Annotated in this window: 11 protein-coding genes; 5 read left to right on the top strand and 6 right to left on the bottom strand. The window is 41.8% G+C overall.

The genetic code is table 11. From position 1 onward, the window contains the following. The first annotated feature begins 148 nt into the window (after window positions 1-148). The 3 genes from V7L12_RS12130 to V7L12_RS12120 all read left to right on the top strand — a co-directional run bounded on the left by V7L12_RS12130 (window position 149) and on the right by V7L12_RS12120 (window position 3,127). Complete coding sequence (locus V7L12_RS12130) at window positions 149-433, top strand: HU family DNA-binding protein (protein WP_010998076.1); 285 nt, start codon at window positions 149-151, stop codon at window positions 431-433. Window positions 434-459: 26 nt separating this feature from the next. Next, window positions 460-1,563: a threonine-phosphate decarboxylase CobD gene (cobD, locus tag V7L12_RS12125; RefSeq protein WP_335084488.1), complete on the top strand. Its 1,104-nt coding sequence runs from the start codon at window positions 460-462 to the stop codon at window positions 1,561-1,563. 112 nt (window positions 1,564-1,675) lie between these two features. Further along, window positions 1,676-3,127: a dihydrolipoyl dehydrogenase family protein gene (locus tag V7L12_RS12120; protein WP_335084487.1), complete on the top strand. Its 1,452-nt coding sequence runs from the start codon at window positions 1,676-1,678 to the stop codon at window positions 3,125-3,127. 283 nt (window positions 3,128-3,410) lie between these two features. On the opposite strand, the gene V7L12_RS12115 is transcribed toward V7L12_RS12120, so the two are convergent. The 4 genes from V7L12_RS12115 to V7L12_RS12100 all read right to left on the bottom strand — a co-directional run bounded on the left by V7L12_RS12115 (window position 3,411) and on the right by V7L12_RS12100 (window position 7,931). Beyond that, a complete protein-coding gene (locus tag V7L12_RS12115; RefSeq protein ID WP_335084486.1) occupies window positions 3,411-3,665 on the bottom strand; it encodes a hypothetical protein in 255 nt (84 codons plus the stop codon). 424 nt (window positions 3,666-4,089) lie between these two features. After that, window positions 4,090-4,683 carry a DUF4360 domain-containing protein gene (locus V7L12_RS12110; protein ID WP_335084485.1) on the bottom strand — a complete coding sequence of 198 codons (594 nt, stop codon included), beginning with the start codon at window positions 4,681-4,683 and terminating at the stop codon, window positions 4,090-4,092. A gap of 675 nt (window positions 4,684-5,358) precedes the next feature. Next, entirely contained in the window at window positions 5,359-6,066 is a 708-nt protein-coding gene (locus V7L12_RS12105) for a diacylglycerol/polyprenol kinase family protein (protein ID WP_335084484.1), read from the bottom strand. 98 nt (window positions 6,067-6,164) lie between these two features. Then, window positions 6,165-7,931, bottom strand: a complete 1,767-nt coding sequence (locus tag V7L12_RS12100; RefSeq protein WP_335084526.1) for a DUF3685 domain-containing protein — start codon at window positions 7,929-7,931, stop codon at window positions 6,165-6,167. 143 nt (window positions 7,932-8,074) lie between these two features. Between V7L12_RS12100 and V7L12_RS12095 the strand changes: the two genes are divergently transcribed. Then, a complete protein-coding gene (locus V7L12_RS12095; protein ID WP_335084483.1) occupies window positions 8,075-11,092 on the top strand; it encodes a pentapeptide repeat-containing protein in 3,018 nt (1,005 codons plus the stop codon). Between the two features lie 91 nt (window positions 11,093-11,183). Here the strand turns inward: V7L12_RS12095 and V7L12_RS12090 are convergent, their stop codons facing one another. Then, window positions 11,184-11,630 (bottom strand): Fur family transcriptional regulator, encoded by a 447-nt coding sequence (locus tag V7L12_RS12090; protein ID WP_334815878.1) that lies wholly within the window; start codon window positions 11,628-11,630, stop codon window positions 11,184-11,186. A 661-nt stretch (window positions 11,631-12,291) separates the two neighbouring features. Here V7L12_RS12090 and V7L12_RS12085 point away from each other — a divergent pair. Then, the gene (locus V7L12_RS12085) at window positions 12,292-12,762 is read left to right on the top strand and encodes a CRR6 family NdhI maturation factor (RefSeq protein WP_334816010.1); all 471 of its coding nucleotides are present in this window, start codon (window positions 12,292-12,294) and stop codon (window positions 12,760-12,762) included. A 225-nt stretch (window positions 12,763-12,987) separates the two neighbouring features. On the opposite strand, the gene V7L12_RS12080 is transcribed toward V7L12_RS12085, so the two are convergent. After that, window positions 12,988-13,947 carry a glycosyltransferase family 9 protein gene (locus V7L12_RS12080; RefSeq protein WP_335084482.1) on the bottom strand — a complete coding sequence of 320 codons (960 nt, stop codon included), beginning with the start codon at window positions 13,945-13,947 and terminating at the stop codon, window positions 12,988-12,990. Window positions 13,948-13,987: the final 40 nt, after the last annotated feature.

Genomic DNA, 13,987 nt, shown 5'->3' with positions numbered 1-13,987 from the left:
GAAAAGTCGAGCCGATGGGATGTACAGGCGTTTTGAATAAAAATACTCCCAAAGGATGATTTTTGTATTTCCGCAAACAAAGATTTCAGTACGGATGTATTAATGTGCATCCGTACTGAAATCTCAAGTAAACCTTCAGGAGTTTGACATGAACAAAGGTGAATTAGTTGATGCCGTAGCTGAAAAGGCTAGTGTTACCAAAAAACAAGCGGATGCAGTCTTAACTGCCGCTTTGGAAACGATTATTGAAGCGGTTTCCTCTGGTGATAAGGTGACATTGGTGGGATTTGGCTCATTTGAATCACGGGAACGTAAAGCCCGTGAAGGTCGCAACCCGAAAACAAATGAAAAAATGGAAATTCCAGCGACGAGGGTTCCTGCCTTCTCCGCAGGAAAACTGTTTAGAGAAAAGGTAGCACCCCCAAAAGCATAGGTTCTGTCTTCGGGAACCCTTTTTTAATGCGGCAACCTGCACACGGGGGAAATTTAGCCTGGGCAGCAGCACTGGCTGGCTGTCCCCCTGATGCTATTCTGGATTTTTCTGCTAGCATCAGCCCGTTGGGACCTCCAAATAGCGCGATCGCTGCTATTAAGTCCCAAATTGGTAATCTTAAGCACTATCCAGACCCAAACTATAGTGAACTGAGACTAGCTCTCAGTCACTTCCATCAATTGCCGCCTGAGTGGATTCTGCCGGGTAACGGCTCCGCAGAATTACTCACTTTAATCGGTAGGGAATTAGCTCAATTAGCCGCAACAATTTTAATCACTCCAGCCTTTGGCGACTACTACCGAACCTTGGCAGCGTACAACGCTAAAGTGCTGGAGTGTCCTTTGTCATCTGTCATTGGTCATTGGTCACTTGTACTGAGCTTTGGCGTTGGCGCAGCCTCTGGTAGAGAAGTATTGGTCATTGACAAAGGACAAAGGACAAAGGACAAAGGACTATTGCTGAATAACCCCCACAACCCAACCGGAAAGTTATTTTCGCGGGAGTCTATTTTGCCCTACCTGGAGCAATTTGCTTTGGTTGTGGTGGATGAAGCATTTATGGATTTTGTGCCGCCTAATGAGGAACAAAGCCTGATTTCGATGGTGCAAAAATATCCAAATTTAGTAGTGTTGCGATCGCTGACCAAATTTTACAGTCTCCCAGGACTACGATTGGGATATGCGATCGCACATCCTGACTGCCTAGCTAAATGGCAGCTATGGCGCGATCCTTGGCCCGTAAACACGCTAGCGGCAGCGGCAGCAATTGCGGCACTCCAGGATACGGAGTTTCAGCAGCAAACTTGGGCATGGCTACCACCTGCACGAAACCAACTGTTTCAGGGTTTAAATGAAATCCCAGGATTGCAACCCCAAGCAAGTGCTGCTAACTTTTTACTGGTTGAGTCCCAAGAATCTACTTCCCAGTTACAGCAACAATTACTCAAGTATCACCAGATTTTAATCCGCGATTGCCTTAGTTTTAAAGAACTAGGCGATCGCTTTTTCCGGGTTGCTGTACGTGAAAAGTCCGATAACCAACGCTTACTAACAGCGCTAAAAGAGAGTTAGGAGTTATAAATTATAAGTTAGGACTTATAAGTTAAAAAAGGTTTTAATTCTTAACTGCTAATTCCTAACTCTTAATTCCTAACTCCTAACTCCTAACTCTAATTAAATTCACGTGACCGTTGACTACGATGTTGTAATTATTGGTGGCAGTCTTGCTGGATACTATGCTGCCCTTGCTGCAACCCAACTACGCGCTACAGTTGCCTTGGTACAACCCAAAGTAGACTACGGGTTTACTCATCACCATGCTCTTACCGAAATTGGTAAACTAGCGCAGAAGTTGAAGGATGCCGCTGGTTTTGGTATTCATGCCACATACACTGATACCTCAGAAAAATGCCACATATCTATGGCATGGCAAGAAGCGATGCTGTATGCTCAATGCGTCACCTCAAATCTCCAAGAACAGTATTCCCCAGCCATCCTAGCCGCGCAGGGAGTCGATGTGATCGTTGGCAGTGGTCAATTTCAATCTTCACCCCAATTGGCTTTTACCGTTAACAATCGCCTACTACGCGCTCGTACTTATTTGCTGGCCAGTGGTTCGCGTCCAGAAATTCCTGAGATTGAAGGATTGCAAGCCACTGGCTATCTAACCCTTTCTAATATTTGGCAATCCTTACAGGGAGCTACATTACCCAAAAATTGGGTAATTATCGGTGGAATTCCCCAAAGCATTGAAATCGCTCAAACTTTAGCAAGGTTTGGTTGCAGTGTGACGCTGGTAGTCAAGCATCCTTATGTTCTTCCATATCTAGACCCTGAGATAGCCACATTGCTTCAGGCGCAGTTAGAAGTCGAAGGTGTGCGCGTACTCACCGAAAAACCAGTAACTCAGGTGAGGGTAATTGAAAATAAAAAGTGGATTCAAGCAGGAGATAAGGCCATTGAAACTGATGAAATTTTAGTGGCGACTGGACAACAGCCGAATTTTGAATCCCTAAATCTGGCAGCAGTAGGCGTGAAATGGCATCGACGTAGCTTAGTGGTGAATAATAAACTGCAAACCACTAACCACCGTATTTACGCCTGTGGTGATGTAATTGGTGGTTACGACTTTGCCAATATCGCTAATTATGAAGCAAAAATTGCGTTGAACAATGCACTATTTTTCTCCAGGTTACGAGCAGATTATCGCTCCATTCCTTGGGCGATGTTTTCTGTGCCAATGCTGGCGCAAGTGGGTTTGACAGAAGCACAGGCAAAACGCCTATTTAGCCGAGATGAAATTTTAGTTTTGCGACAATATTTTAAAACAGTGGCATCAGCCCAACTTCGGGATGAAACCACTGGTATGTGTAAATTAATTGTGCTATACAACGGCGAAATTTTGGGAGCTTCGATATTGGGGGCAGAAGCTGGCGAATTAATTAATTTGATTGCCTTGGCAATATCACAAAAAATTAAAGTCAAACATCTAGCAAATTTATCTCCTGCCTATCCCAGTTTTTCAGAAATTCTGGAACGAACTGCAAGAGAGTGGAGTAAACAAAAGTTAAATACCAACATTCCTTTGCAAGAGTTTTTAGAAGGCTTCTTCCATTTTTGCCGCAATTGGAATTAGCATTTACGCACGGAGTTGTCACTATAATAACTTAAAGAAGGTGCTGATATTATTACTGCCTTTGCCAATATTGACAGCACCTTGATTGCAAACGCAACGTCATCAGAATTGGGGAGCATCCCTCAAAATTGAGCTTAGAGGATGTTTTAAAAGGGTCTTTTGCTCTGATAGTTAGCACAGACAAGCATCTCAGTACATGGCTAAAACCTTAATTTTTCGTCGCACTTAACCCCGTGCTGAATAGCAAAATTATACCTTTCGGGACTTTTAAAACATCCTCTTATTATTTTTGTTGAAGTGCAAACTTTAGCTCTGTCAACTCTAATTCTCCTCCGGTTGTTGTTAATACTAAATTAATGCCTAAAACACTTTTTCCTGTAGTTGTATAGTTAGTTGGAAGTATTTTCTTGGTCAAATCAAAATTCGTAGCACTTCCATATGTTATTTGATATGGTGTTGCTTTATCGCCAAGTAAAAATGATGTGATAGCTACTCGTGCTGGTGCTTTCTTTACTACACCTTTTAAAGCTAAAGGCACGAGCCTAAATTGCTTTTGAGTATTAGAGGTATCAATTCTAATGATACATCTAGCCCTTGACGATTGTGCCTTTACAGTTATAGGAGCGCGAAGCGTAAACTGACTTATTTGCGGATCGAAACTTATATTACATCCCTTATTAACCGAAAATCGTGGCTGGTTGTTTATTGGAGCAGCAGTGCTAGATGAATTGGCATCATAACAATAGAAAAAAAACAAGCACATTAATATGAAAAAATTACGTGCATCACTTAATCTCAACATAACTTCCTCTCCATCAACAGAAATTTATAATCTAAAAGAAGAATACATTCGGTAGCTTCAATGAGTGGGGGATTTAGACTCACCACTCATTGAAGACCACTAAATTTGGAATTTGGTGCGGTGTATCACCATCTATCCGCAGAATCGCTAAAACCAAGGACTAGCAACGCTTTAGGTCAAAAGAAATTATCACATCCCCAGCATTTATATCGGCTGTATCAACGAAAATAGAACTTCCTGATGAGGATTGTGCAATCAGATTAATACCTAATAGTCCTTGCCCACCACCACTACATAAACCTGTAGCAGCTAGAACAGTAATCTCATCTTGCTCCGCAAATGCCTTACTAGATGTAAACTTGGTAGTTTTAGGGGGAGCTACGGCTTGACCAAGAGCACCACCACTAAAGCTATAAGTTCTGTTTAAGCTGGTACCTTTACTCCCTCTATTAAGATCAGTAGTTCCTTGGTACAGTACTTGTACTTCTTGGACGATGAAACCACTTGGAATAAAAGTTTGAACACGTAAAATACACTTTTTACGCTGACCATTGAATGCACTAAAGTTATCCAAGACGATCGATAAACTTCTACCATCCTCTCCAGGAAGCTGATCGGCAACACTACATCCGCCAGACCCAAGTGCATCTCCAAAAGTAATACTAGGCTCTTCAGCCAAAGCCTTGGTCGCAATCACGTTGATTCCAAGAATTGTAGATACAGACAGCAATACACCAAATTGTTTAAAGTTCATATTGATTGTACCTATGTTGCTAGAGTTGTTTTTTGATGAAAAATGCATTCAGAAGCCAGAAGGTACGAGGTCTGAAGGCATCTTTGCTTTAATCCCACGCTTAAAAGCATGAGATTGAAGCAAGGATGCTTTGTGTCTGGTGTTACATATCTCGACACAATTTTGTTCTAGTAGTGGGCAATCACCCACAACTAAAGTTTTGATTGATACTTACAGGCTTCTGCCTTCTTCAATTGTGGGAAATCCTTTCAGGTATGCTTTGACAATTCCTGCTCAATCAGAAAATGAAGCATAACGGTGTATCGCTGAAGTTAACAGAAAGAAGATGGACATCAAGTTGCAAGATGTATTCTTGCTGTAGTCCATGTGGGGAAGATCATATAGTTGTCTCAATCAGCAAGTGTGTGTTCTTGATCACAGATATATTGTGTTTCCAAACACTGCCAACTTTAAAATAGTAGTATCAAGGAGCAGTAGTCCAAAGTTAGGTGCTAAAAAATAGGGGTATAAATCACCGATTTAATAGTGCGATACCGATAGCACAGTGCTAGTGAGCCGTTGAGCGTCACAATCAGCCGCAGACATCGCAGTGAAATAGCCGTTTTGATTGAGAATCTAAATTATGAGTGGCTGAAATTCTAGTCGTAGACTGGGAACGAGGTAATTGGGAATGCCTTAAAAACCCTGCATGAAAATCCAAACTACTCCCGCCGCTGTTAGAGGTACGCTGAGGTTATCTGTGCCGTGAGGCGAAACTGCCTCTGCTAGGGTTGCGAAAGTAGCAGTTACCACCGCCGTCAACAATGCCCATCCTAAACTTAAAGGCTTTGCTAAAGGACTCAGCAACGAACCAGGTAGCAGTAATAGCACCAAGAAAATCACTACTGTACTTGCTACAAACATTGCTGCTGAACCTTCCCAGGAACGTACAGAACTTCCCACTTGGTATTTATGCTGCCCAAAACGTTTACCGATTAATGCTGCTAGTGCATCACCCCAGGTCATCGCCATTATCCCTGCTACAGCAATTGGAGCGCTATCAACTGGCCCCTCTGGTCGCCACAGTAGCCCGAACAGCAGGGTCACTGAGATCGCGAAATAAACCGTACCAGGTGAGCTATCTTGGGTATCCATTGCGCCGATAATTCGGTAGCGGTAAAACAGGTAGTTCAGTCCGATAAAGGTAGCAAAAGGTATAATTCCGATTTCCCAGTTTCTAAACAGTAGCAGGACACCGAAAGCCCACATCCCTGCACCAACATGGATTACTTTGCGAGTCAAATCTGCCTTCACAGCAAACAGCTTACGCAATCCCTCGCCAATCACAAGCAGACTGGTAGCGTAAACATAAGAAATTGCTAGCCCGATAAAATCATTTGTCATTTGTCATTTGTCATTTGTCATTTGTCATTTGTCATTTGTCATTTGTCATTTGTCATTGGAGAAAGACTTATAGAAAGCTGCTCCTCTGCTGCGTTGGTTCACTTAGGTCGATCGCTATTTCGTCTAAAGTTTTTTTCTACTGACGAAACGCTACCAATACCTTGAAGAATACCACGACCGATTAAACCTAAACCCCGACCAACTATTTGGGTAAGGATAAAAACTATACCGCTACCGAAAACAGCTAATAGTGATTTTAAACGAGGTGCGATCGCATCACTAAATTCTAGGAGCAATGTCACTACTAAAGGAATATTAGAAAGTTTTACTAACTCCTGATTCCGAGGAGCATAAACTGAAGTATTGGCAATCCCACGAGGCGCAATTACAAATAGTTCATAGCGACTTTCAAAAACAGCTTTTGGCTCATTTATATAATTTTTTAATCTATATTTCCACGACAAATCATTTCTAAACCTTTCAATCTCTCTTGTAGAAATCAATTGGCGTCCATAAAATTTTTGCTTAATCTCTTCTACATCTGCTAAATAATTTAACAGTGGTTGTACTACTCCATTCGCTACTTGAATCAACAAGTTCTCTAAAATCATTAATGCTTGAGATTTCGCTTCAGCAGTCACTACTGGATAGGAGATATTATCAATATTCAATTCTGTTTGAAATAAGAAATAAGAATACAGTTCACAAACTAGTGGTATTCTATTGAGAATATCTCTTTGCACAACCTCTGTATTTTGCAACAATAAATTAACGATTTCTATATTTAGATTAACTATTTTTATCCGAGTAAACTTTCCAAAAAAATCTGTAATCGCTGCTTGCCATAAATCACGTATCAAGGTATTTTTTAATTCATATACTTGATTCATTTCTATTTGAGAAGTACGCAGTTCATCCAATTGTGTAGCCAATTTTTGCAGTATAAGATAAAGTAATTCCCGTTTTTTCTCTTCACGAAAGATGTCAATTTCTAAAGGTATATCTGTGACATTTCTTAAAGGAAATTGAAGTTTTGTAATACAAGATGTAAATAAGGCAGATTGTAGGGTTCCCGGACTAAGTAAAGGTGATGCAGTTTGCCTTTGTTGAATGGCACTGCTTAATGAAGAAGTCAAAGGCGGCTCATCAGCAACCGGAATCTGTTCCTCTCGCCTTTCTTGTGGTGAAACCAATCGATTTAGCAACCAACGAGCTGCTAGCAGTTCTCGCCGCTGTCCAGCTAGAATTGCTCGATCTAGTACTGGTAGTCCGGGAACTTGTAATTGTGCTGTTACTGCGGCTAGGGTGGCGTCAATGTTAGTGATTCCTGACAAACGTAAATTATTTCGCAGTTTAGAGAAAGGGAGTGCGGAGTGGAGAGAGACGCGATTAATTGCGTCTGTACTAGGAGAATTAGGAGTTATGATTGCTTCCAGATCACGAAACCAGTAAGAACCACCATCTGCAACTTCTTGCATGGCGGCGACTAACTCAGGAAGTGGTGTACCTTTGAGGCAGTAGCCATTTACACCAATAAATTTCGCCGCCAATAGCAGTCCTTGTTCTTGAAGAGAACTGAGAAGCAAGATTGGTAGGTTGGGATATAAGGCTCTGAGTTGCCGACAGAATTGTAAGCCTAGCTGTTGACTGATGGTAGAGCGACCATTACCGAATTCTAAAACTACCAAATTTACCTGGTTAGGGTCTTTTTCAGCAATTTCTGCTAAAATCTGCAAGGCAATGGTATCAGTTTCTACAACTGCGATCGCTTCTAAGTTAGGAATCGCTTCTAGAGCTACCCGTAATCCCAGACGAAAAATCGGGTCTTGGTCGATTAACAATAATTTTAGAGGGCGATCGCTCATAATCCACTCAATTAGATCAGCACTGTTTTTTACCAATCAGAAAACAACTTTGATACAAAACTTTGTCTTCCCCATTGTCACCTGTTTTCGCAAACTGATAAATCGATCATAATTGCCATAAACAGCCTTCACTGTGTGATTAAATGAACCTGAGTATTCGGCACTGGTTGGCAGAACGCCATATCGCAATCAATCAAATCAGAGGGTTTTCTGGGGGGCAATTGGCAGGTATTGCCTACCGTATTGTTCAGGATATGGAACTCAAAAGCCTTATACCTTTTGATATCTGTACCTTGGTAGAGGTTTTAGAACTGCCCTTAAGTATTGTTTGGGAAGAAATCAGTGTCATTTCCCAGTTGACAGAAAAACTGTTGCGTAGCCTCAGCCAAAAAAAACCGTTAAAACGTAACGAAGGAACGTGGCTAGCATTTCAAATTGCCTATCTCCAGGCTTTGCAAGCAATTCTAGAGCAGGAAGCAAACTTACAAAAACCGTGGTTAGACCGGGCAATTATACCCTTACAAGCACACATCCTTAAAGAGGACGTTGGTAAATTCATCCTCGAAGATTCGCAACTACAAGGATTGCTGAAAACTCTCAGCCCAGGTAAATTGACTGATACTCAAGCTGAACAAGCACTGTCTTCAGTTGCAGATTCATTACTGGTGCAACAAATAAATAATGCTGCTATAGCTTGGTTAGTTGCCAATGGTGCAGAGGAAGCGGAAGCGAAACTTCTAACACAGCGTTTAATCAACTCACTTCCTGGTGACATATTGGTAGTCGTCACCGAGAATGCTGCACCTTTAGCCCAGCTGCAAAAATTTTTCCGTTTGGGGATTTCATTATCTCCCGGTTTTATCACCCCAGAAGTTGGTTCTATAGTCAGTGAAAAAATTGATTTACACCGAGAACATTACCGTGCAAGTTTGATTAAAAACCTCAGTATCCCTTTGCTAATGGAATCCTTTGCTCTTAAGGATATCTATGTGCCACAAAAAGGCTTGCCAATAGAAGAAAATATTTCTGAGCAGGATAAAAAAACTATTAAACCAGTTGATTTAAAAACATGGGCACAGCAACAGCTAACTGATTTAGAAACGATCGCTGTTATTGAGTCAGAACCTGGTTATGGAAAAACTAGTTTTTGCCAACTTTGGGCAGCACAGGTAGCACAGGAATTATACCCTACTTGGATGCCTATACTAATTAGGTTGCGAGATGTAAAATACGGTAAAACTTTAATCGAAACTCTAAATTCTGCCTTTGGTGTTAATCTTTCAACTTGGTTAGAGCAAGAAAATCTCCCTTGTCTGTTGCTGCTGGATGGTTTGGATGAATTGCCCCATTCTGCTCAGGGTATCAGGGCACAAGCAATTTTTATTCAGCAATTACTGAACTTTCAATCTCAGCACCGCCACAAAATTGTGTTGACAAGTCGCTCAACGACGTTACCAGAAATCGTCTCAGAACTACCGCTATTGTTGAGGCGAATTATTATTCAGCCGTTGGATGTGGACGAACTCAAACAATGGTTTCAACAGTGGGCAAAAGTGCAATCATTACCCATTACTCAAAATTTCTTTACATTTCTCAAACAGGCAGGGTTATTTGCCAGCCAATCAAAGTTAAGAGAATTATCTGCCCTTGTCCGTCAACCCCTAATGCTGCATTTGTTGGGCATCTTGCACCGCGAGGGATTGCTAGATGATGAACTATTGCAGTTAGCTGCTAATACCCAAAAGTCTTTTTTGCTATGGGAAATTCATCATCGCCTGAGTCGATGGTTGTTGGGTTATCCGCTAATTGGTGGGGTCAAGACAATGCTACTGCGTTCAGGATCAGCTCATATCCACCGGACTCCAGAAGTGATCGCTAATTTACTCGCCGGTCGTCATCCCCAAGATTTACTTGAGCAGATGCAAGCGATCGCTCTCAAAATTTTACACTCGCAACGTCATCAAATTAGTCTAGCTGGTGAATTTAATAGTTTACCAGCGTTTTATTTTAAAATTTGGGATGTAGAAAGCTCAGGTGAAAGCGCAGCGAAAAGTAGTTTAATTGAGTTTTCGCATCTCAAGTTAGGAGAATCTCTTTGTGCAGATGCTATTGCTGCTGAACTTAAATTTCTGATTCAGTACCAAGATGAGGCTTATGCTACGCCCACTTTTGTACTTGATTCTCCCAGTAGCGTAGCCCAGAATATTTATAATTTACTAGGTTACGGGATAATTAGCCAGGAAATTGAAGAATTAGCGATCGCCGGATTACGCCGCCAGCAAAAGCACAAATTTTCGTTTGAAGTTTTGTTTCAACGTCTTTTATCTTTCTGGCGTGCTTACTGTCAAGGACGTTGGTTAGATGAGGGGATAGCCCACAAAGCTTTGACTAATTTTCATGCACTGCAAAACCTTGTGAATGTTGAACAGGTGAATGCTGCGGTGGGACTGAATGTATTTTTATTGCTTTGTGCTTGCTACCGAGAAACAAAAGTTCCTTTTTGGCCTTGTGGGAATCCAGTCAATTTGACAGAATTCAACCCAGAAGTGCTGAGTGTGCTAATTGCTAGAACAACGGTTTTGCATAAAAGTGCCTTCGTAACCCGAATCAAGTCTCTGTCTGGACTCAATTTATCGGGAGCCTCTTTATTGCAAGTGATGTTAACTGGGGTAAATCTTGAGCAAACAAATTTATCTAATGCGGAGTTAACAGGGGCGAATTTGGCTGGAGCCAATTTGCAACAGGCGAACCTCGCAGGCGCGAACTTACAAAACGCCAACCTCGCAGGCGCAAACCTACAACAGGCAAACCTCACAGGCGCAAACCTGCAACAGGCAAACCTGATCGGGACAAATCTTAATTCTGCCGATCTCACCAACGCCTGCTTATTTGACGCCATTCTTGCTGCGACTGACAAAAAATTGGCCGCGGATAATGGAGCCTTGTTCTCTAAAGAGTTATTTCAAAAACTGAACAATTTGCGATCGCAGCAGCCCTTCTTAAACACCGTGAAAATCCCACCAAACATAAACATTAATTGGAACAAGACCCCTGCGATCGGACTAATTGAAAGCTGTGAAGGCGCAATTTTATCAGTAGATTCAGATGATGATGATGCCGATGATGAGACAGTTTTTGGCAAGAATTCGATTGGGGAATAGTAAGTTGGGCATTGGGTACAAGAGGCAAAGGTGCAAAGGGGCGGCAGAAGGGAAAAACTTACTGCAACTTCTCCCCTGCTCCCCTGCTCCCCTAGCCCTCCTGCGGATTGCGGTAGCCAAAAAAGTTAATACTGTACTCAGTAATCCGCACTCCTGTTTCTTCTTCAATTTTGCGGATCAAATCTTCTGGTAGTTCCACGTGAACATCAAGAATTTGATTTGTATCCACACAGTTTATATGACTGTGAGAGTCACTGATATTGCCGTACAAACGCCCATCACAGCGTTCAATACACTCAATGATGCCTTGACTGGATAATGCTTCTAAATTTTGATAAACAGAGGTATGACCGATCTCTTTGCCTTGTTGGTTTAAGCGATCGTAAATCTCTCTTGCAGCAAGATGTTCATTTGCTTGCCAAAGTAATTCCAGAATAAAGCGACGCTGACGACTGACGCGCATACCCAGGATTTGACAGCGCTCAAGTGCATCTTCTAAGGAACGAATTGGTCTTGTAGTAATTGTTTGTTTTTGCATATTACAGCTTGTTAACTGTTGGGGGAATTTTCCCCTCTAAACGTTTATTGGTTATTTAATATATGCAATGATATTGCACACCGCTGTCTCACCTGTACTTCTGTTTTGGCTTTTGATGCTGTGAAAGTGACAGGTGGTGATAATGATTTTTTTTGCTTGTTGACGGCTATTTTGTCAGACCTTAATCTAAAACAAACTCATTACAACTTTAACTTAAAATTGCTGTAAATGTCCACCTTGGGGCAGGCATTGCCTTACCCAAGTAGCTAATTCTAATGGCGTACCATATTAATCGTGTGGTAATTCTTTAATTAGATGCGAGTAATTATAGCAATGATAAAAGTAACATTTAATTTTAGTAAAAATCGGTGAAGTGAATAGCGATAGCCAGTGGCTCATATCAAGGCTAATAACTGGATGTATATTTGTTATAACCAGCGAAAATTAAGTAAAAGTATCAAATAAATTTGAGCAGGTAAGACTTGTGTCTAAACCTTGTATAGGTTGACGAAATTATCAGCAAAAAAGTATCAGTAAATACTAATTGATTTGTGAAGAAAACTTTGTGCTATTAAAAGTCAATGTAGCGTCAATCCCTGAAAGCTGCTACTGTATATTCTCGATCCTACAGTTGAGCATCAAGAAAGTGGCTGCTGAATCAATGACAATTGCGATCGCACTCAATAATGACTTTGTTAACAATCTGGATCTGTCGCCTGCGTCAACGGTGATTGAAAAACTGCTGCAAGATGGGGTTATATCCCATGAACAGCAGCTACGCTTTGATATCAATTACAATCTCGAACCTGGCGATCCACGGGAACTCTCAGAAATTCCAGAGGTGCGGCTGTGGTTTGTGCGCCTAGATGCCAAATACCCCTGGTTGCCATTTTTACTAGATTGGAAAGCTGGAGAATTTGTTCGTTATGCCGCCATGCTTGTACCACACCAGTTTAGTTCCCAAGAAGGTATTCAGTACAATCCTGAAGCCTTAGAGATATTTTTGATGCATAAAATCTTTATTTTAGGCGATTGGCTCAAACAGCAAGATATCCCCAGCCTTTCGCGGCTCAAGTCCATGGCCCAAATGCTGGGTTATGAATTAGATGATGCTTTTTTTGGGATATTTTAACAAGAAAGAATTCAGGAGTCAGGAGCCAGAATTCAGTATGAATTCTGAACTAAAACGCGGACTTCAGCATGAGCGTTCAGTCGAACGCTAAATAAACGGCATTTATTGCACCCCCACAAAATCATAGATTTTGTGGTCAACTTTCGTAGTAGCGGGTGTGAATCTACCACTTTCTTGTTCTGAATTCTGACTTCTGAATTCTGAATTCTTCAAAAAACTACTGGTTTAGCCACCCCAAATTTTTTCTAAAACTGCGTTTGGTGAAATATCCGCTGTTTTTCCTGTAAGGGATTCAATAGCCAGGAATTTATCGTTTTTCGGCAACAACTTAGCTGGATCGCTGGGGCCAAAGATGGCGATGGTATAGGTTTGGACTGCAACACTCAGTTGTAGTGGCGCGCTATCAGTAGATAACATCAAATTTGCCCCGGCAATTATGGCAGTTAACTTACCAATATCATCTGGGGCCGTCACCTTGATATCTGGAGAAGACTCCAGAAGCGATCGCACCAACAGCTCATCATCAAGTCCCTTAATAACCACCACAGGCAGATCGGGCTGCTTTTGTTGGAAGGCTTGAATAATTTGCTGCCAATTCTCGACAGGGTAGATTTTATCTAGTTCTTTAGCCTGTAATAACTGGCCAGAACCGCCATGAATCAAGATATAGCCTGTTTCATGAACCCCTAAACGTTTTTGTTCCTTTTGTGCCCACTCAATATCTGGTTTTGGCACATTTACTGCTAACTCTGGGACAGGGCTATTTATTTCCAACGGTTGCAGCAAGTCGTGGTAGACTGCTGCCGCATATTGGGATGGTTTGAACGGCACAGTATGGGTAAGAAAACCCGATCCTTTGCCTTGGTAGCCAATACGTATAGGAATTCCTGTCAACCAGAGTAAAAGACCCACCAACCAATTTTGCTTAACAGCAATGGCAACATCGTATTCGCGATCGCGAATTGTGCCTACTAAATTACCCCAATCTGCCAGACTGTTACGGTCTTTAAAATCAAAGTTCAGTACCTCGTGAACTGACTTGCTCACTCGGTAGGCAGCCTTTGACCGGGGTTCAACAACGACATCTATCTGAGCGTTAGGGTAATGGCGCTTCAGGTCATCTAGAGTCGGAAAGAAGAGAATTTGGTCGCCAATTCCGCCAGGTACAAGGGCTACTACTCGCATAATATTTATTGACGCTTACTCGCTCCCTATTTTAGGGGAA

Source organism: Nostoc sp. (assembly GCF_036918245.1).
In the GTDB taxonomy this organism is placed as follows: domain Bacteria; phylum Cyanobacteriota; class Cyanobacteriia; order Cyanobacteriales; family Nostocaceae; genus Nostoc.
The sequence above is the reverse complement of the archived record's forward strand: the minus strand, read 5'-3'. Positions and strand labels throughout refer to the sequence as shown.